This is a genomic window from Streptomyces sp. NPDC092370, assembly GCF_044755265.1.
Taxonomy (GTDB): domain Bacteria; phylum Actinomycetota; class Actinomycetes; order Streptomycetales; family Streptomycetaceae; genus Streptomyces.
Window position 1 is genome coordinate 664,810 of sequence record NZ_JBIVQO010000002.1, and the last position, 18,346, is coordinate 683,155.

Below are 18,346 nucleotides of genomic sequence, written 5' to 3' on the forward strand. Positions count from 1 at the left end.
ATCCCTCCGGGTTCCATCAAGTCACACGGGCCGCGCTCACGCCTCCCACACCGCTGCGGCCGTACGGTCGTCCGCATAACCCTTGACCCGTACTTGGGAGTCGGCGAGGAACGCGGCGAGGCCGGGCGGTTCGGGCCGGGACCACCGCTCGGCGAGGTACTCGCCCAGTTCGGGCTCAGCGCGCAGGGGCTCGGCGAGACCGCCGCTGCACATCAGGAGCGTGTCGCCCGGGCGGGCGACGGAGGTCCGGAACCGGAAGGGCTCGCGGGGCGGTTCCGGGGCCGGTTCGTACGGGCTGGGCGGTGTCGGGATGCCCAGGTCCATGGTGAGCCGGTCGCCCTCTGGGGTCTCGGAGGGCGGCGAGCCGAACCCCACGACGGGTTCGCCCTTGACCTGGGCGACCTGCGGCTCGATGTCCTGCCACTCCCCCTCCCGCAACCGGAACAGTCCGCCCGGCCCGACTCCGAAGAACACGCGGGTACGGCAGGCGGGATCGGCCGGCAGCAGCAGGCAGCGCAGGTTGGCCGCGTACTCCTCGGGGTCGATGCCCTGCTCGGAGGCGCTGGCCCGCAGCCTGCCGAGACTGCGGTCGGTGAGCCGGTGCAGCCCGGACTTGAGGTCGCCGCGCCGGCCGTCCCTCATGTCCTCGACCAGACGTGCGTGACTGCGCCCGACGGCCCGCCCGATCCAGTGACAGGCCTCGGCGGCGGCCCGGTGCGCACCGCGGGTGGCCCGGGCCCCGGTCGCCATCGCCACCAGCACCAGCGCCTGCTCCCCCGCGCCGAATCGGGCCGTGAGCAGCGCATCCCTGCGGGGGTCTCCCCGGTACCGCGCCGAGTCCCCCCGCACGGAAACGGCCCGCAGTGTGCAGGCCCCGTACCGGGCGCCGTCCAGCACGGTGTCCGCCACGAGGTCATCGAGATCATCCGGATCGGCGGCCGGGAGAGCGGTGGGTTCGGCGTCGTAGGTGGGCGGCCGGGTTCCGACGTGACCACGGGACCCGGGAGTGGGCGCCGGGCGCTCGATCCGGGGGCCGGGCTGGTCGGTCGCGGTTGTGGTGACGGGGGGCGAGGACGGAGGCGGGGGCGGAGCCGGATGCGAGGGCTCGGCGGGGCGGTGGGTGGCGGGTGAGCCGGTGGGGCGTCGCCCGTCGGGTGACGGGTCGGCGGGACGTTGCGCCTCGGGCACCGGCTCGGCCGGGCGGTACGCCTCGGGCGGTACGTCGGCGGGCTGTCGCGCCCCGGGCACCGGCTCGGCCGGGCGTGGCGGCGCCGAAGGAGGGCCTGTGGGGCCGGGGGCCGCGGAAGGCGGCTCGGCCGGGCGTGGGGGCACGGGCGGCTGATCGGGAATGCTCGACGGCGAGGCACCGGCCCGTGGCGGCACGGGAGGCCAGGCGGCCATGGCCGGACGCGCCGTGGAACCGGGCTCTGCGCCGGGCAAGGCCCGGTGACCCGCCTCGGGTGGTGCGGACACCGGTTCGTCGGGGGGCGGGGCGACTGCCGGAGGGTTGGGACTCGTGGGTGTGCCGGCCGCCGTGGCCGGACGGGCCTCGGGGCCCGACCAGGCCGGGGGGTCCGCGGGGGCCGGAGGGGCCGGGGAGTCCGCGGGGGGCAGAGGAGCCGGGGAGTCCGCGGGGAGCGGAGGGGCCGGAGGATCCGCGGGGAGCGGAGGGGCCGGAGGATCCGCGGGGAGCGGAGGGGCCGGAGGCGTTGGCGACGCGGGGAACGTCGAGGTGGGGGGCTGCCCCGGGCTCGCGGGAGGCGTAGGGGGGCCGGCCGCGGGCGGCGTGTCGCCTGTCCGCTCGGCCGAGGGCGTGCGGGACGAGGCTGCGGGCGGGGTCGGTCCACCCGGGCGCTCTGCCGCGGACGTACCGGGGCCGGCCGGCGCGTTCGCATCGCCCGGGTGCTCGTCCGAGGGCGTACGGAGGCCGGCCGACGGGGGTGCGCCGCCCGGATGCCCGTGCGAGGGCGGGGCATCGGCGGGCCGGCCGGGTGGTTTCGCCGCCGTCGGGAAGCTCACGGGCCCCGGGGGGCGGGCCGGGGGCGGCTCCCAGGGGGCGCTCTGCGGGGTCCGGCCGTCGGGGCGGAGCACGTCCATCATGTCGTCGGCCCCGGCCCGGGGTGCCGGGACCATCGGCTCCGCTCCGGAGGGCCGCTTCACCGGCCCGGCCGCGGAGCCGGACCGTCCTTCCGGACCGTCTCCCACGGCCCCCGACGCGGACGCGAACCGGTCGTCGAGGGAGTCCGGTGCCGGTGTGGGACCCGTGTCGTCGGTGGAGTCGTCGTACAACTGCCTCCACCAGTCGTCCTCGTGACCGGTGGGCCTTCCCCCCTGCTGGCTCATGCCGGTCATTGTCCACCGCACGCGCGGGATGAAAACGGGGCTTGTGGAAAAAACCGGCCAGTCACCCGCCGGTGAACGACACGTCGAGTGAGCCGTAGAACGGTCATGCGATATTCACGTCCGGCGGTCCGCGAGCGGCTGACCTGCGGGTCTGAGCCCTCACCACGCTGCTGACCTGCGCGTTCTCGCGTGTTCCGGCACTCTGGTCAGATGGGAGTGTGGGACCTCCTGCTGGTCGGGCTGGTCATCCTGCTCGGGCTGTGCGGAGTGCTGCTGCCCGCCATGCCGGGATCGTGGCTGGTGTGGGCCGCGGTCCTGTGGTGGGCGCTGAAGGATCCGCAGCCCGTCGCCTGGTGGGTGCTGGTCGGCGCCACGGTCCTGCTGCTCGTCTCGCTGGGCGTGCGCTGGGCCCTGCCACCCCGGCGGCTGCGCGTGAACCGCACCAACAGCCGCATGCTGGCCTACGCCGGAGCCGGTTCCGTCCTCGGTTTCGTCCTGATCCCCGTCCTCGGCGCGATCCCGGGATTTCTGGCCGGTGTCTACCTCTTCGAACGGCTGCGCCTCGGCCGTCACGCCGACGCGGTGGCCGCCCTGCGCACGGTCATGCGCGCGGGCGGCTCCAGCATCCTGGCCGAACTGTTCACCTGCCAGCTGATCGCGGCGGCCTGGGTGGGCGCGATCTTCTGGGGCTGAGTCTCACGCCGGCAGCACGCCCTCGTGCGTCAGCAACCGCACCTTGCGATCCAGGCCCCCCGCGTATCCGGTCAGTGCGCCGTCCGCCCCGATCACCCGGTGGCAGGGGCGGACCACCAGCAGCGGATTCGCCCCGATCGCACCGCCCACGGCCCGCACGGCCGCCCGGGGCGCCCCGATGCGCGCGGCGATCTCGCCGTACGTCACGGTCGAGCCGTAGGGAATGTCGTCCAGGGCGTCCCAGACCTTCTCGCGGAAGGCGGTGCCCTCGGCGCGCCAGGCCAGGTGGAACTCCTTCAGCTCCCCGGCGAAGTAGGCGGTGAGCTGCTCCTCGGCCTCCCGGAAGGGCCCGGGGTCGCGCCGCCAGTCGTCGCGCACCTCGCGTCCGCCCTTCTGGCCGGGCACGGACACGGAGGTCAGTTCGCCGGTCGGGGCGGCGGTCAGGAGCAGCGGCCCGAGGGGGCCGGGCACGCTCGTCCAGTAGGTCGGGTCGGTCATCGGGACTCCCACTCCCCTGCTGCGCGCAGGTGGTTCACAGCGTACGAGCGCCAGGGGCGCCAGTGGTCCGGGGCGTCGAGGCCCGGCGGGGCCACGTCCGGGTCGCCGAGGGCGCGGGTGCGGATGACCGCGACCGTGCGGGCGTCCAGCCCGGGCACGGCCCGCAGGGCGTGCCACGCGTCCTCCCGGTCGGCGCCGGGGTCCAGGCGGACGGCGTGGTCGGCGAGGGCGGCGCTGAGCGCGCCGAGAGTGCCGCCGGATTCGGCCCCGGCGAGGACGGCGGGCTCGGGAAAGAGGTGGGTGAGGCTGCCGCAGGGGGCGTCGAGGGTCTTGCCGTAGCGGCGTACGAGTCGTTCCGCCTCCGCGGGCCCCACCAGTGCGCGTACCGCGAGTTCCTCCGGGTCGGCGGTGCCCGGTGAGCGCAGCCCGGGCCGGGCGGCGACCAAAGGTGCCAGCCGCGGGTCGGCGGCGAGCCGCTCGTCGACGGCGAACGGGTCGGCGTCGAGGTCGAAGAGCCTCCGCAGCCGCTGGACGGCGGTGGTGAGGTCGCGCGGGTCGTTGAGGTGCAGCCGGGCGTCGAGCCAGCCGCCCGGGTGGGCGCCGAGTCCGGTCCGCGTGGTGCCGGGGCGTTCGTCGACGGCGACGATGCCGGTGCCGTACGGGAGGCGGAGGGTGCGTCGGTAGGTGCGGGCGCCGGGCGGGCCGCTCATCTGTTCGATGCCGGGCACGGCCTCGCGTTCCAGCAGGTCGAAGACGGGTCCGGCCCGGTAGGGGCCGCGGTGGGCGAGCCGGAGCGGGATGCCCGCGTCCGGTGTGGCCGTACGGCGGCCCCGGCCGTTCTTCGGGGCGGCGGCGCGCAGCTCGCTCGGGGTCGACGCGTACACGGCCCGGATCGTGTCGTTGAACTGCCGCACGCTGGCGAAGCCCGACGCGAACGCGATCTCGGTGATCGGCAGTTCGGTGGTCTGCACCAGGACGCGCGCGGTGTGGGCCCGCTGGGCCCGGGCGAGCGCGACCGGTCCGGCGCCGAGCTCGGCGGTGAGCTGCCGCTGCACCTGCCGTGCGCTGTAGCCGAGGCGTCCGGCGAGGCCGGGCACGCCCTCCCGGTCGACCACGCCGTCGGCGATCAGCCGTACGGCCCGGGCGACCACATCCGCGCGGACGTTCCACTCGGCGGAGCCGGGCACGGTGTCCGGGCGGCACCGCCGGCAGGCCCGGAATCCCGAGCCCTGCGCGGCGGCGGCCGTGGCGAAGAACCGTACGTTGGCCCGCTTCGGGGTGACCGCGGGGCAGCTCGGCCGGCAGTAGATGCCGGTCGTTTCGACGGCGAAGAAGAACACGCCGTCGAATCGGGCGTCGCGGCTGCGTACGGCCTCGTACCTGGTGTCCTGGTCCGTTCCCTGGTCCGTCACAGGTCCAGTCTCCGCCGTCGGCCGGGCGGCCGCTGGCGGAAATCGGACACCATGCTCGGCGCGGATGCGGCCCGGCGGCGCGCTTACGAACGCCGGTACGGTCCGCGCTTCGCCTCCATCGCGGCCTTGCCGATCGCCCCCTTCCGCTTCCAGTCCTTGCGGATCTCGGCCCGCAGGCGGGCGTCGGTCTTGGCGACGATGCGCTGGTTCTCCCGCAGGAGCTTGCGATAGCTCTGCAGCCGTCGTTCCGGCAGTTCGCCGGTCTCGATGGCGGCCAGCACGGCGCAGCCCGGCTCGGCCTCGTGGGCGCAGTCGTGGAAGCGGCATCGCTCGGCCAGTTCCTCGATCTCGGAGAACACCTGCCCGACACCGGCCCCGGCGTCCCACAGACCGACGCCGCGCAGTCCGGGGGTGTCGATCAGGACGCCCCCGCCGGGCAGTGCGAGCAGGTTGCGCGTGGTCGTGGTGTGACGGCCCTTGCCGTCGACGTCCCGGGTGGCCTGGACGGCCATCACGTCCTCGCCGAGCAGCGCGTTGGCGAGGGTCGACTTGCCCGCGCCGGACTGCCCGAGCAGCACGGACGTCCCCCCGCCGACGATCGCGGCGAGCAGGGCGAGCCCTCCCCCGAACTCTCGGCTGCGCTCGAGCGGGGAGGTGCCCCCCTCGTGGACGCAGCTGACCGGCACGACCGGCACGCCGGGCGCGCTCGTCTCCACGTCCTGGACGAGGTGCGAGCGGGTCACGCCGTCCGGCACGAGGTCGGCCTTGGTGAGGACGACGACGGGCTGGGCCCCGGACTCCCAGGCGAGCGCGAGGAAGCGCTCGATGCGGCCGAGGTCCAGCTCGAGGGCGAGGGACACGGCGATGACGGCGTGGTCGACGTTGGCCGCGAGGATCTGCCCCTCGGAGCGCTGGGAGGAGGTGGAGCGGACGAAGGCGGTGCGGCGCGGCAGACAGGTGCGCACGTAGCGCGGGTTCCCACCGGGCTCCACGGCGACCCAGTCGCCGGTGCACACGACCCGCAGAGGGTCGTGCGGGGTGACGAACGCGGTGTCGGCCCGCAGCAGCCCGTCGGCGGTGACGACGTCGCACTGCCCGCGGTCGACCCGGACGACACGGCCGGGCAGCAGCCCTTCCGTCGCGTAGGGGGCGAACGCCTCGGCCCAGGCCTCGTCCCAGCCGTAGGGAGCGAGCGCGGAGGAAACGGATGAAGCAGAAGAGGAAGACAAGGGTGACCCTTCTCAGGTCGGCCCCGGCCCGACAGTCGGTCGGATCAGCCGGCGGCCACGGAGGTGGACGTGATGAACTGGGCGCGGGCAGCGCTCATCGCAGTGACAGCCATCGGTCGACACCTCCTCGTTCTTCTGCTTGTGCTCGTCGTGGATCCGCCGTGTGCGTGGAACCGCCGTAACGCTATCCCGTCCCGGCGGTGGTGCGTCAACTGCTTTTCGCGCAGGCCTGGCCGTTCAGCTCGAAGTCGTACGGCGGGGAGTTCTTCCCGTGCCAGGAGGCGAGGAAGCCGAAGGCCAGGTCGCCGCCCGCGGGGACCGACTTGTTGTAGTCGGCGGCGGTCGCGGTGACGCGGGAGCCGTTCTGGGCGACGGAGGCGTCCCACATCTGGCCGACCTGCTGGCCGTCCCGGAAGGACCAGGCGAGGCGCCAGGAGCCGAGGGACTCGGCGCTGGTGACGGTGACGGTGGCCTGGAAACCGTCGGGCCACTGGTTGACCAGGTCGTACTCGACCCGGCAGGCGGGCTCGCCGCGCTCGCCGGGCTCGGCCCGGTGGGTGGGTGAGGAGGTGCCCTGCGGTTCGGTGTGGCGGTTCTTGTTCTCCGGCGTGCCGGAGGGGTCCGGCCGCTCGGTCCTCTCCGTGTTCCGGGCGGCCGGCTTCGAGGTCGCGGGCGGCAGGGACGGGGCGGAGGGCAGGGACGGGCCGGGACCGGCCACCGGCTGACGATCGATGCCGTCGCGTGCGCCGAGGTCGTCGCCCTCGCCTCCGAAGGGCATCAGTGAGACGCCGAGGGCCAGCACGGAGACCAGGACCGCGGCGACGAGGAAGCCGTTGCGTGCGACGCGCGCCTTCTGCTCCGCGTCCTCCGGTTCTGTGGTCGTCCGGCCGGCGGCGCCTGGGCGTCCCGCGCCGAGCCGCACCTCGGCGGCGCGCCGACGGCGCTCCAGGTAGGCGAGGCCGCCCCAGCCGATCACTCCGCCCGCCAGCGCACCGGGCAGTCCGCCGCCGTGCAGGCGCAGACAGGCGGCGGCCTCGGCGCACTGCACGCAGGTGGCGAGGTGGCGGGAGAGGTCGCCGGGGGTCTCGGCGGAGGAGGACCGGGTGACGGCGTCCAGCAGCCGGGCGTAGCTGCGGCACCGGGCGTCCATCGGCGTGTCGAGGTGGTTGCGGTGGCAGCGTTCCCGGAACAGGGTGCGTACCTGCTGGAGTTCCTCGGCGGCGTCGGCCGGGTCGAGGCCCAGACGGCGCGCGACCAGGGGCAGCGGCAGCGCCTCCACCTCGGCGAACCAGAGCAGTTCCGCGTCGGGCTGCTGCAGATCGCGCAGGCCGCGCAGCGCGAGCGGGCGCTGCAGGGGCGGGCCGGTGTAGCGGGCGGCCTTGTCCGAGTTGAGCCACAGGCGCAGGTCGGGGTCGAGTTTGTGGCCCTGCCCCTCCTCTTCCCAGGCCGCGGCCGTGGTGCGTACGGAGGTCAGCAGCAGGGGTATGCGGGGCAGGCGGGTCGGGCGGCGGCCGGTACCTCGGACCGGGCCGGATTCGGCGGCCCGCGCCTCGCGTATCCCGTGTGCGAACGCCTCGCGGCCCAGCTGTGCGGCGGCGGTGGAACCGGACGTGCACAGGTCGGCGTACGCGAGGACCGCGTCCCAGCACTCGGAGAACAGCGCGGCCTCGGCGGCGTCCTGAGGGGTCGGCAGGTCGGGCATGAGTCTCCTGCATCCACAAGCGAGGTCAACTCGCCACATCGGCATCGGAGTTGGGGGAAACCCTCGCGGCAGGGCAAGAGCTTTTCACGCCTCCCGCACAACTGACAAGCGCCCTGTTCAGATATCACGACAGGGCGGCCACACCCCCGTGGCTCCGGTTCCGGAGTGTCATACGGGTGCGGCCGCCCTGCTGCTCAATGCCGTGCCACCACGCAGGAAGACGTCATCGAAGCGTTATCAAACAGCGGTCGGTTCGTCGGCCGGGAGACTGTCCATGAAGGAGCTGACCGAGAAGACCGCGTTGCCGGCACCGGGCGGGCCGTAGCCGGGGGGCGAGGAGAGGCCGAAGTCCTCCATCGTCTGCCGGTAGGCCTGGAGCAGGCGGATGTGGTACTCCAGGGGCGCGCCCTGCGGGTTGGCCTTGCCGAGCGGCGTCGTGGGCTCCGGACACCAGGTCGTGAAGCGGGGCGTGATGCCGTGCGACATGAAGAAGCGCAGGCCCTCGGTGGTGGAGGCGATGGCCTCGTCGACCGTCTTGAAGCCGAACGGCTCGGCCATCTCCACCCCCGCCACGAAGTTGGGGATGACGTTGCGCGCGCCGAAGATCTCGGCCGAGTCGAGGATCCGCTTGTGCCACTCGTCCCGGCCGACGTACCGCTCCTTGCCGGGGCAGTACATCTTGAACAGGTACTCGTCCCACACCTCGTAGTTGGGGTGGTAGATCTGCACCCCGTGGTCCTTGAAGCGCTGGACGTCGTCGCGGGGCAGCGCCTGGGCGACGACCTTGCCGATCCAGCGGCCGGGGAAGCGCTCCTCGATGGCCTTGGCGTAGTGGCCGTAGAAGTCGGCCTCGTCGCGGCCGGAGACCGTCTTGGTGATGGCGCCGCCGGTGAGGGTGTAGGCGGTGGAGGCCTTCGCCGTGTCGTAGCGGTCGATGATCTCCAGGGCCTCCAGGACCTCCTCGACGTCCTTCACGCCCGTGTAGGGCCGGCCTGCGGCCTTGTGCTGGCGCCAGTTGTGGTTGATGTCGCAGTACTGGCACTCCTCCTTGGCGCCGAAGTACTGGCAGACCCGGAAGACGGTCAGGTAGATCAGGTAGCCCCACTGGATGGTCGGGGCGACCTCCATGACCGACTTCCCGTTGGAGAGGGTGTGCCGGTAGTACTCGGGCATGGGCGGCACGCCGACATCGGAGATCCGCTTGCCGTCGAGGTAGAGGCCGAGCACCCCGTCCTCGTTCGCGGCGACACGGTACGGCGAGGAGGGGTTCACCCGGACCGAGACGACGGTGCGGCGCAGGTCGTAGGGGCCGCCGGTGAGGATGATCTCCTCGGGCGGCCGGCGCAGCGCGGCCTCGCCCAGTTCGGGCAGGGTGCCGTGGTCGAAGGAGAAGATGAAGTACGACTTCGGCTTGACCTCGCCGCCCTCGTTGTCGCTGAGCGCGGACGGGTCGAAGGCGACTCCGCCGCGGAGCAGGTCCTCCTTGAAGACGGCTTCCCGCGGCACGTGCGGGAACCGCTCCATCAGATCCTCGACCAGCGCGGTACGGCTGCCCATCCCGTGTCTCCTCCCGGTTCGGACGTACGACTCCTCACGGTATGCCCATGGGTGTACGTGGCCGGTACCGGGTCCCCCCGAGCCGATGGAACGTCCTGTTCGTGACGATTTTCTCGCCGGGGTGGGCGAGCGGGTCAGGCTTCGCGAGCCAGTGCCGCCCAGTCGACCGCGTGCGCCGGCTCCTCCCCGGCCAGCAGCCGTTCCGCCTCCTGCGCGACCGTCAGTCCGAGCCGGGCCAGCTCGTTGCCCTGGGAGCCCGCGAGGTGGGGGGTGATGAAGGCGCCGGGCAGGTCGTAGAGGGGCGAGTCGGCGGGGAGCGGCTCGGGGTCGGTGACGTCGAGGATCGCCGTCAGGCGCCCGGTGCGCAGTTCCCCCACGAGGGCGTCGTGGTCGACCAGCGCGCCGCGGGCGGTGTTGATCAGCACGGCCCCGTCGGGCATCAGGGCCAGCTCACGGCGGCCGATCATGTGGTGGGTCTCGGGCGTCTCGGGGGCGTGGACGGTGACGATGCCGGACGTGCGCAGCAGCTCGTCCAGGGGCAGCAGGGAGACGCCGAGCGCGGCGGCCTGCCGCTCGTCGATGTACGGGTCGGTGAGGGCGGGGCGCAGGTCGAAGGGGCGGAGCAGGTCGAGGACGCGGCGGCCGATGCGGGAGGCGCCGATGACACCGACCCGGCGGCCGTAGTTGCCGATGCCGGGGATGACGCTCCAGCCGGCGCGGGTGCGGGAAGTGCGCATGCGGTCGCGGGCGGCGAGCACGTCCTTCCCGGCGAGCAGGATCATGGCGAGGGTGTACTCGGCGACCGGCAGCGCGTTGGCGGCGGCGGCCGAGGAGACGGCGACGCCGCGCTCGCGCAGGGCGTGGGTGGCGAAGGACTTCACGGAGCCGGCCGAGTGCAGCACCGCCCGCAGCCGGGGAGCGGCGTCCAGGACCGCCTCGTCGAGGCGGGGGCACCCCCAGCCGGTCACCAGGATCTCGGTCCGGGCCAGCGCGTCGAGGACACGCGGGTCGGTGAAGTCCTGGGCCACGAGGTCCGCATCGATGTCCACGGACTCGCGCAGCCGTGACAGCACCCCGGGCGGGAAGACCTGCGGCACGTTCTCGGCGGCCATGGCGAACAGTGCCTTCGGGCGCTGGCTCAAGGAGGTGACCTTCCGGCTCGGGGGATGCTGCGGAACGGCTTCCCCCACCGGGGTAGAAACCGCTCTCTACCGTGCCTACGGTAGGCCGGGCCGGGCGGCGGCGGCAATGGACACCGGGCCGGGTAGGTTCCGGCGGGGACTTCCCGGTCCCCGCTGCCTCGGGGAAGGACGACGCCATGAACGGGACTGTGACCAACTGGGCGGGCAACATCACGTACGCGGCCAAGGAGCTGCACCGGCCCGGCTCGCTCGCCGCGCTGCGCGCGCTCGTCGGGGGCAGCGAGCGGGTGCGGGTCCTGGGCAGCGGGCACTCGTTCAACGAGATCGCCGAACCGGGTCCCGAGGGCGTCCTGCTGTCGCTGGCCGATCTGCCCTTGGAGGTGGACGTCGACACGGCCGCCCGTACGGTCCGGGTCGGCGGCGGCGTGCGCTACGCGGAACTGGCCCGCCGGGTGCACGGGCAGGGACTCGCGCTGCACAACATGGCGTCCCTTCCGCACATCTCGGTGGCCGGATCGGTCGCGACCGGCACCCACGGCTCGGGGGTGCTCAACGGCCCGCTCTCGGCGTGCGTGCGGGAGGTGGAGCTGGTCACGGCCGACGGTTCGGCGGTCGCCATGGGCCGGGGCGATGAGCGGTTCGGCGGGGCCGTGACCTCACTCGGCGCACTCGGCGTCGTCACCGCGCTCACCCTCGACCTGGAGCCGGCCTACGAGGTCGAGCAGCACGTCTTCACCGAACTGCCGCTGGAGGGCCTGGACCAGGGGGCGTTCGAGACGGTGATGGCGACGGGGTACAGCGTCAGCCTGTTCACCGACTGGCGGGCGCCGGGCTTCCGTCAGGTGTGGCTCAAGCGGCGTACCGACCAGCCGCTGCCCGCCTTCCCCTGGGCCACTCCCGCCACCGAGAAGATGCACCCGGTGCCGGGCATGCCCGCGCTCAACTGCACCGAGCAGTTCGGTGTGCCCGGGCCGTGGCACCAGCGACTGCCGCACTTCCGGGCGGAGTTCGTCCCGAGCAGCGGGGCGGAACTGCAGTCGGAGTACCTGCTGCCGCGCGGGCACGCCGTGGAGATGCTGCACGCGCTCGACGCGATCCGCGAGACGATCGCACCCGTGCTGCAGACCTGCGAGGTGCGCACGGTCGCCGGCGACGACCAGTGGCTGAGCCCGTCCCACGGCCGGGACACCGTCGCGGCGCACTTCACCTGGATCGAGGACACCGGGGCGGTGCTGCCGGTGGTGCGGCGGGTCGAGGAGGCTCTGGCCCCCTTCGAGGCACGGCCGCACTGGGGCAAGGTGTTCGCCGTACCCGCCCCCGCCCTGCGCGAGCTGTATCCGAGGCTCGGCGACTTCCGGGCGCTGACGCGGGAGCTGGACCCCCGGGGGAAGTTCACCAACACCTTCGTGCGGGAGGTGCTCGCGGGCGCGTAGCCGGACACCGGGGCCGGTCGGCCGTCCGCGGCGGGCGTCCTGCCGTGGCAGGTCATGGCGCGCGGGCGCGTACCGCGGAGACGCCGTACGCGCTCGACACGATCCGGGAGGGGCGGCGGCGCCCTTCCAGGCAGGCCGCGCAGCGCGGTCTTTCCGACACGCCCGTGCCACGGAGCCGCTTCCCGCGTCCCGCGGGGCGCACGCGCACGCACGGACGGCGACACCGGCCGGCCGCGGCGGTCCGTCGGTCAGGTGGTGGCGTGGGGGCGCACGCGGGTGGTGGTGTTCGTGGCGCGGTCGGCCTCGTCCTGAAGGAGCAGGGTCATCAGGGACGCCACGGTCAGACCCGCCTCGGCAGGGTGGCGCAGCACCTTGCCGGGGTCGATCCGGTACGTGTTGGAGCGCCCCTCCCGGGTGTGGGAGAGGTATCCGTCCTGCTCCAGGTCGGCGATGATCTTCTGCACGGCTCGTTCGGTGAGCCGGCAGTGGGCCGCGATGTCCCTGATGCGGGCGCTGTGGTTGTCGGCAATGGCGGCCAGCACGCGGGCGTGGTTGGTGAGGAACGTCCATCCGGTGTGTGGCTCGGGCACTCCATCCATGCCCCGATTCTAACGACATAACATTCACGCACTCAAAAACACGTACTCCGTTTCATGTATCGATTGACGTGTGTGGGGTAAAGGGGCAACGCCGGAAGCGGAGGCAAGGCGGACGGACGAGGGAGAACAGGGCCATGCCGGAGCCTACGGACGCTGCGCCGTCCCACACGCAGCCGGGGGCCGCACCCGTGGCGGGCGACAGTGCGCCGGCGGCGGTCCCGCCGTGCATGGCGACCATGGACGTCGTTTCGGACGGCGACCGGATGTCCGTGACGATGTGGGGCGAACTGGACCTGGGCAGCCGCAGGTTGCTCCCCGAGCTCCACGACCTGCTGGAGCTGTCGGGCAGCGGCATCGATCTACGTCTGGACGCGGTCGGGTTCTGCGACTGCTCCGGCCTCAAGGCGCTGCTGGACCTGCGTGAACACGCCGTCGACCAGGGCAAGACGGTCACCGTCCGGTCCTGCGGCGTCGCGGTCGAGCGTCTTCTCGACCTGACGGGTACACGGGAGCTGTTCGAGGCCACCGCTCCACAGGAAGGCGCGGCGCCCGCCACCGACCCGCCGCCGGAGGACGACCAGGACCTCCGCGCCGAAGTCGCCCAGTTGCGCCGCGCCATGCAGACCCGGCCCACCATCGATCTGGCCCGCGGCATCCTGATGGCATCCTTCGGCCTGAGCCCCGAGACGGCCTGGAGCGTGCTGGTCCGGACCTCCCAGAACACCAACACCAAGCTCCACAGCCTGGCCCAGGACCTGGTGGGCACCGTGCGCGGCGCCACCCTGCCGGAGCAGGTGCAGCGGCAGCTGGCCGCCGCGGTCGCCGGCACGAGCCGCCCGGGCGAGGAAGCGGCGTGCCCCACGGGCGGAGCCGCCGAGGACGCGGACTGACAACACGCCGCCCCGCACCCGCACCCGCACCCGCACCCACACCCACACCCACACCCACACTGAGGCATCATGGGCAGGCCATGGTCGGCCATCACCGGCTTTCACCAGGCGGGCACTTTATAAAGCCCCTTTCCTAACCCCTTGTCGAAAGTCCCGGCAGCCCATAGCCTTGCGCCGCGCCGGTGCCGACGACACTCCGACCCGGCCCGGCCGGTCTCGGAAGGAATGGGGCACCCCGGTGAAGCGCACATCACGTGACATCCGCACCGCGAACCGCTATGAGGTGCTGCGCCAGATCATCGCGGAGTCACCCACATCCCGGCAGGAACTGGCAGCCGCCACAGGTCTCAGCCTCGCGACGGTCGCCACCCTCGTCGGCGAGCTGCTCGACCTCCGCATGATCACCGAGGTCGGCTTCGAGGACTCGGCGGGCGGGCGCCCCCGCGGCCTGGTCGCGGTCAACACCTCGGGCGGGGCGCTGATCGGCGTCGACATCGCCGAGACGTACGTCCACGTCGAACTGTTCGACCTGGGCCTGAACGTCCTGGCCCGCGCCGAGGAGGACGTCCGGCCCAGCGAGAGCCTGCCCGAGCAGGTGGTCGGCCACGTGGCCGCCGCCGTCGGCTCGGTGGTCACCCAGGCCGGCATCGAGGGCGCCCGGGTGCTCGGGGTCGGCGTGAGCGTGCCGGGGCAGGTGGACCGCGCGACCGGCATCTCGGAGTACGCGCCCAACTGGGACTGGCACGACGTACCACTCCTCGACCTGCTCACCGAGCACATCGCCTACCCGCTGCACCTGGACAACCCGCTGCGCGCCAGCGCGGTCGCCGAGCTGTGGTTCGGGGCCGCGCGCGGGCGCGGGAACGCCGTGGTGGTCAACCTCGGCACCGGCGTGGGCGCCGGACTCGTCCTCGGCGGCGGGCTGCACCGCGGCGTCAGCAACAGCGCCGGCGAGTGGGGCCACACCACGATGGTGCTGGACGGACGCCTGTGCCGCTGCGGCAACCACGGCTGTGTGGAGACGTACGTCGGCGCACGCGGCATCATGCTGAACCTGTGTGAACTGAGCCCCGACAGCGCGCTGTTGCACCCCGACGACCAGACGGCCACCATCGACGCCCTGGCCCGCGGGGTCGCGGCGGGCGATCCCGTGGCGCGCCGGGTCGTCCACGAGACCGCCCGCTATCTGGGCGCCGGCGTCGCGGACCTGGTCAACCTGTTCAACCCCGAGATCGTCGTGCTGAGCAGCTGGGTGGCCCGCACCCTGGGCGAGCCGCTGCTGCACGAGGTGCGCGAGGCCGTGACCCGTCACGCGCTGCCACGGCCGCTGGCCGCCACCCAGATCGTTCTCTCCCCGATCCCCACCGACCCGGTGTGCCTCGGCGCGGCGACGTTCGCGCTGGAGGGCGCGCTCCAGGCCGTCGGGCAGCGGAACGGCACCCGCGCCGCCCCCGCGAGGAGACGCACCACCACCCCACCGTCGTAGGAGCGGAGCCAACTCCTCCACTCCTCCCGCGTGTTCGAAATCGCGAACCGGACACAACGCTTCGCACAGACTTCGTCCAACCCCTTGCCGAAGCCTTAACCGAAGCTCTAGCGTCCCGCACCGCACCTCTCTTTGAGCCATCTGGCGCGAGCCCCCGGGCCGTGAGCCATCAGGCAGTGAGCCGCAGAGCCGCAGCCGCACTCGAGACAAGGACGTCAGCATGTCGGCATCGAGCAACATGAACTGGGACCGCCGAAACGTACTGCGGGCCGCGATGGGCCTGGCCGCCGCCGGCGGACTCGCCGCGTGCGGCAGCAACACCGGCCGGGGCGGCGGCTCGGGATCAGGCAAGAACCTGGTGCAGTACTTCCACGCCTACGGCGAGGCCGGCGTGGAGCAGGCCGTCAAGCGCTACGCGAAGGCCTACAAGGACGCCAACGTGACCACTCGGTGGATCACCGGCAACAACTTCGAGCAGAAGCTCTTCGCCGCGCTGCTCACCGACAACGCGCCGGACGTCTTCGAGTTCCACCCGCAGATCCAGCTCATCAAGAGCGGCCAGGTGGCGGACCTGACCGACATCATCGAGCCGGTCAAGGACGACTTCAACCAGGCCGACATCAAGTCGCACACGGTCGACGGCAAGATATACGGCGTCCGGATGATCGACGACCCGCAGTTCTTCTTCTACCGGCCGTCGATGTTCGAGAAGGCGAAGGTCAAGGTGCCGACCACGCTGGAGGAGCTGATCGAGGCCGCCGACAAGCTCACCACCAGCAAGGTCAAGGGCGTCTACTTCGGCAACGAGATCACCCCGGTCCAGCACAACCTGATCTGGTCGGCCGGCGCCGACACCCTCACCGCGGACAACAAGCCCGCCTTCAACACCGACGCTGTCGCCGACGGTCTCAAGCAGCTGCGTGGCCTCTTCACCAGCGGCAACATGCTGCTCGGCGCCCCCACCGACTGGTGGGACCCGTCGGCCTTCACGCAGGGCCTGACGGCGATCCAGTGGTGCGGCATGTGGGCCATGCCGGTCATGCAGAAGGCGCTCGGCGACGACATCGGCATCTTCCCCTTCCCGAAGGTCGGGTCCGCCGGCAAGGAGTCGGTCTACAACGGCGGCTGGTCGATGTTCGTCAACGCCAAGGGCAAGAACGTCGAGGCGGCCAAGGAGTACGTCAAGTGGCTGTGGATCGATCAGAAGGAGTACCAGGAGGACTTCGCCACCTCCTACGGTTTCCACATCCCGCCGCGCACCTCCCTCGCCCAGTCCGCGGACAAGCTGAAGTCGGGCCTGCCGGCCGAGGGCGTCAAGTTGTTCAACGAGTTCGGCCACTTCGACAACATCGGCTGGACGCAGGCCATGATCGCCTCGTTCAATGACGTGATCGCGAACTCGGTTCGCAAGAACGGCGACCCGAAGGCCCAGCTCGCCGCGTGCGAGAAGAAGGTCGACGCCGAACTCAAGAAGCTCTTCGGTTAGACCGCCGGACGGATCTCGACATGTCGACCACCACCACGCGCGGGGTCGCCCAGCCCGCCCCGGCCAAGGTCTCCAAGCCTCGGCCGCGGCGGGGCCTGAGGGCGAGCAGCACCTTCAACTTCTGGCTGTTCACCGGGCCGTTCCTGATCGGCCTGATCATCTTCGTCTTCGTGCCCATCGGCTGGAGCATCTGGCTCAGCTTCTTCGAGGCACGCTTCACCGTCACGCCGAGTCAGTTCGTCGGCTTCGAGAACTACCGGCAGGTCCTCACGGACGAGGACTTCCTCAACTCGCTGGTCACCTTCACCGTCTTCGCCGCGTTCATCGTGCCCGCCACCTGGGCGATGTCACTGGGCCTGGCACTGCTGGTCAACCGGCTGCGGTTCATGCGGGCCTTCTTCCGGTCGGTGTTCTTCCTGCCGACGGCGGTCAGCTACGTCGCCGCCTCGCTGATCTGGAAGATGTCCCTGTTCAACGGCGTCCGCTTCGGCCTGGCCAACACCGTCATCGGCTGGTTCGGCGTGGACAACATCGCCTGGCTGGCGAGTCCCGACCCGCCCTGGTACTGGCTGGTCATCGTGACCGTCCGCCTGTGGCTCCAGTCGGGCTTCTTCATGATCCTGTTCCTGGCGGCGCTGCAGAACATCCCGCGGGAGCTGTACGAGGCCGCCTCCATCGACGGCGCCAAGCCCGGCTGGCAGACCTTCCGGCACATCACGCTGCCGCAGCTGCGGGCCACGTCCACCGCGGTGATCCTGCTCCTGCTGATCGCCGCCTACCAGGCCTTCGACGAGTTCTTCAACCTGCTCACCAAGGCCACCTGGGGCCAGCCTCCGCTGGTCGAGCTCTACAAGATGGCCCTCGGCGAGAACCAGAACTACGGCGCGGGCAGTGCGGGCGCGGTCGTCCTGACCGTGCTGATCTGCGTCGTGACCTTGCTCCAGGGCAAGATCATGGGCTTCGGAAGGGGTGACGAGTCCAAGTGACCACCACAGCACCCGGCGTCAGGAAGACCGCGAAGCCGGGCAAGGTCAAGCGCGGCGGCGTCATCGGCAACACCGGCCTGTACATCGCGACCGGAATCGCCGCCCTCCTCTTCCTGGTCCCCTTCTACCTGATCGTCCGCAACGCGCTGATGACCGACCCGGAGATCACGGGCGAGGAGTGGAAGTGGTTCCCCACGGCGATCCAGTGGGGCAACATCACCGAACCCTTCGACGACGTCACCGTCGACTTCGCCAGGTCCCTGTGGAACTCGGTCGTCGTCGCCGTCCTGCACACCGCCGGCATCCTGCTGATCTGCTCGCTCGCCGGGTACGGCCTCGCCCGGATCCCGTACAAGCACGCCAACAAGGTCTTCTACGCCGTCCTGGCCACCCTGATGGTGCCCACGGCGGTCACCTTCGTGCCGAGTTTCGTCCTCGTCTCGTCCCTCGGCTGGGTGGACAGTTACCGGGGTCTGATCATCCCGGGCCTCTTCAGCGGCTTCACGTGCTTCCTGTTCCGGCAGTACTTCCTGGGGTTCCCGAAGGAGCTCGAGGAGGCGGCGCGCGTGGACGGGCTCGGCTACTGGGGCGCTTACTGGCGTGTCGTCGTGCCGAACTCGCTGAACTTCTTCGCGGCCATCGCCACGATCACCTTCATCAACGGCTGGAACGCCTTCCTGTGGCCCCTGGTCATCGGACAGGATCCGAGTGCCTGGACAGTCCAGGTGGCGCTGTCGTCGTATATGACGAACCAGACCGTCAACTACCACCTGATCTTCATGGCCACCGCCATCTCGATCCTGCCCCTGATCTTCGTCTTCCTCTTCCTCCAGCGCTGGCTGGTGCAGGGGATCGCACAGACCGGCATCAAGGGCTGAGCTAGGAGACCG

The 18,346-nt window shown here is 71.8% G+C and carries 15 protein-coding genes; 7 read left to right on the plus strand and 8 right to left on the minus strand.

Going from position 1 to position 18,346, the window contains the following annotated elements; translation table 11 throughout:
• Positions 1–36: 36 nt before the first annotated feature.
• Positions 37–909 (minus strand): protein phosphatase 2C domain-containing protein, encoded by an 873-nt coding sequence (locus ACIQHQ_RS09610; protein WP_402611205.1) that lies wholly within the window; start codon positions 907–909, stop codon positions 37–39.
• A 1,644-nt stretch (positions 910–2,553) separates the two neighbouring features.
• Here ACIQHQ_RS09610 and ACIQHQ_RS09615 point away from each other — a divergent pair.
• Positions 2,554–3,036 carry a DUF456 domain-containing protein gene (locus tag ACIQHQ_RS09615; protein WP_402611206.1) on the plus strand — a complete coding sequence of 161 codons (483 nt, stop codon included), beginning with the start codon at positions 2,554–2,556 and terminating at the stop codon, positions 3,034–3,036.
• 3 nt (positions 3,037–3,039) lie between these two features.
• Here ACIQHQ_RS09615 and ACIQHQ_RS09620 read toward each other — a convergent pair whose 3' ends face one another.
• The 6 genes from ACIQHQ_RS09620 to ACIQHQ_RS09645 all read right to left on the minus strand — a co-directional run bounded on the left by ACIQHQ_RS09620 (position 3,040) and on the right by ACIQHQ_RS09645 (position 10,576).
• The gene (locus tag ACIQHQ_RS09620; RefSeq protein ID WP_402611207.1) at positions 3,040–3,534 is read right to left on the minus strand and encodes a methylated-DNA--[protein]-cysteine S-methyltransferase; all 495 of its coding nucleotides are present in this window, start codon (positions 3,532–3,534) and stop codon (positions 3,040–3,042) included.
• Positions 3,531–4,946, minus strand: a complete 1,416-nt coding sequence (locus ACIQHQ_RS09625; protein WP_402611208.1) for a DNA-3-methyladenine glycosylase 2 family protein — start codon at positions 4,944–4,946, stop codon at positions 3,531–3,533. The genes ACIQHQ_RS09620 and ACIQHQ_RS09625 overlap by 4 nt, the downstream gene beginning before the upstream one ends.
• An 83-nt stretch (positions 4,947–5,029) precedes the next feature.
• Entirely contained in the window at positions 5,030–6,175 is a 1,146-nt protein-coding gene (gene rsgA, locus ACIQHQ_RS09630) for a ribosome small subunit-dependent GTPase A (protein ID WP_402611209.1), read from the minus strand.
• 208 nt (positions 6,176–6,383) lie between these two features.
• Entirely contained in the window at positions 6,384–7,877 is a 1,494-nt protein-coding gene (locus tag ACIQHQ_RS09635) for a cellulose binding domain-containing protein (protein WP_402611210.1), read from the minus strand.
• A gap of 237 nt (positions 7,878–8,114) precedes the next feature.
• Entirely contained in the window at positions 8,115–9,434 is a 1,320-nt protein-coding gene (locus tag ACIQHQ_RS09640; RefSeq protein WP_402611211.1) for a radical SAM protein, read from the minus strand.
• Positions 9,435–9,568: 134 nt separating this feature from the next.
• Positions 9,569–10,576 (minus strand): hydroxyacid dehydrogenase, encoded by a 1,008-nt coding sequence (locus tag ACIQHQ_RS09645; RefSeq protein WP_402611213.1) that lies wholly within the window; start codon positions 10,574–10,576, stop codon positions 9,569–9,571.
• Positions 10,577–10,752: 176 nt separating this feature from the next.
• On the opposite strand from ACIQHQ_RS09645, the gene ACIQHQ_RS09650 reads away from it, so the two are divergent.
• Positions 10,753–12,009 (plus strand): D-arabinono-1,4-lactone oxidase, encoded by a 1,257-nt coding sequence (locus tag ACIQHQ_RS09650; protein ID WP_402611214.1) that lies wholly within the window; start codon positions 10,753–10,755, stop codon positions 12,007–12,009.
• Between the two features lie 248 nt (positions 12,010–12,257).
• On the opposite strand, the gene ACIQHQ_RS09655 is transcribed toward ACIQHQ_RS09650, so the two are convergent.
• Complete coding sequence (locus tag ACIQHQ_RS09655; protein ID WP_402611216.1) at positions 12,258–12,608, minus strand: helix-turn-helix transcriptional regulator; 351 nt, start codon at positions 12,606–12,608, stop codon at positions 12,258–12,260.
• 227 nt (positions 12,609–12,835) lie between these two features.
• On the opposite strand from ACIQHQ_RS09655, the gene ACIQHQ_RS09660 reads away from it, so the two are divergent.
• The 5 genes from ACIQHQ_RS09660 (at position 12,836) to ACIQHQ_RS09680 (ending at position 18,334) form a co-directional block, all read left to right on the plus strand.
• On the plus strand, positions 12,836–13,498 hold the full coding sequence (locus ACIQHQ_RS09660) for an ANTAR domain-containing protein (RefSeq protein ID WP_402611630.1): 663 nt from the start codon (positions 12,836–12,838) through the stop codon (positions 13,496–13,498).
• Positions 13,499–13,736: 238 nt separating this feature from the next.
• Positions 13,737–14,984: an ROK family transcriptional regulator gene (locus ACIQHQ_RS09665; protein ID WP_402611218.1), complete on the plus strand. Its 1,248-nt coding sequence runs from the start codon at positions 13,737–13,739 to the stop codon at positions 14,982–14,984.
• A 220-nt stretch (positions 14,985–15,204) separates the two neighbouring features.
• Entirely contained in the window at positions 15,205–16,470 is a 1,266-nt protein-coding gene (locus tag ACIQHQ_RS09670) for an ABC transporter substrate-binding protein (RefSeq protein WP_402611219.1), read from the plus strand.
• 20 nt (positions 16,471–16,490) lie between these two features.
• Positions 16,491–17,456, plus strand: a complete 966-nt coding sequence (locus tag ACIQHQ_RS09675; protein WP_402611221.1) for a carbohydrate ABC transporter permease — start codon at positions 16,491–16,493, stop codon at positions 17,454–17,456.
• A complete protein-coding gene (locus ACIQHQ_RS09680) occupies positions 17,453–18,334 on the plus strand; it encodes a carbohydrate ABC transporter permease (protein WP_402611222.1) in 882 nt (293 codons plus the stop codon). The genes ACIQHQ_RS09675 and ACIQHQ_RS09680 overlap by 4 nt, the downstream gene beginning before the upstream one ends.
• Positions 18,335–18,346: the final 12 nt, after the last annotated feature.

Excerpts from the sequence above, each read along its gene's own strand:
- ACIQHQ_RS09635 (WP_402611210.1), bottom strand. The coding sequence starts at position 7,877 with ATGCCCGACCTGCCGACCCCTCAGGACGCCGCCGAGGCCGCGCTGTTC.
- ACIQHQ_RS09615 (WP_402611206.1), top strand. The coding sequence starts at position 2,554 with ATGGGAGTGTGGGACCTCCTGCTGGTCGGGCTGGTCATCCTGCTCGGG.
- ACIQHQ_RS09660 (WP_402611630.1), top strand. The coding sequence starts at position 12,836 with ATGGCGACCATGGACGTCGTTTCGGACGGCGACCGGATGTCCGTGACG.
- ACIQHQ_RS09675 (WP_402611221.1), top strand. The coding sequence starts at position 16,491 with ATGTCGACCACCACCACGCGCGGGGTCGCCCAGCCCGCCCCGGCCAAG.
- ACIQHQ_RS09655 (WP_402611216.1), bottom strand. The coding sequence starts at position 12,608 with ATGGATGGAGTGCCCGAGCCACACACCGGATGGACGTTCCTCACCAAC.
- ACIQHQ_RS09650 (WP_402611214.1), top strand. The coding sequence starts at position 10,753 with ATGAACGGGACTGTGACCAACTGGGCGGGCAACATCACGTACGCGGCC.
- ACIQHQ_RS09640 (WP_402611211.1), bottom strand. The coding sequence starts at position 9,434 with ATGGGCAGCCGTACCGCGCTGGTCGAGGATCTGATGGAGCGGTTCCCG.
- ACIQHQ_RS09620 (WP_402611207.1), bottom strand. The coding sequence starts at position 3,534 with ATGACCGACCCGACCTACTGGACGAGCGTGCCCGGCCCCCTCGGGCCG.
- ACIQHQ_RS09670 (WP_402611219.1), top strand. The coding sequence starts at position 15,205 with ATGTCGGCATCGAGCAACATGAACTGGGACCGCCGAAACGTACTGCGG.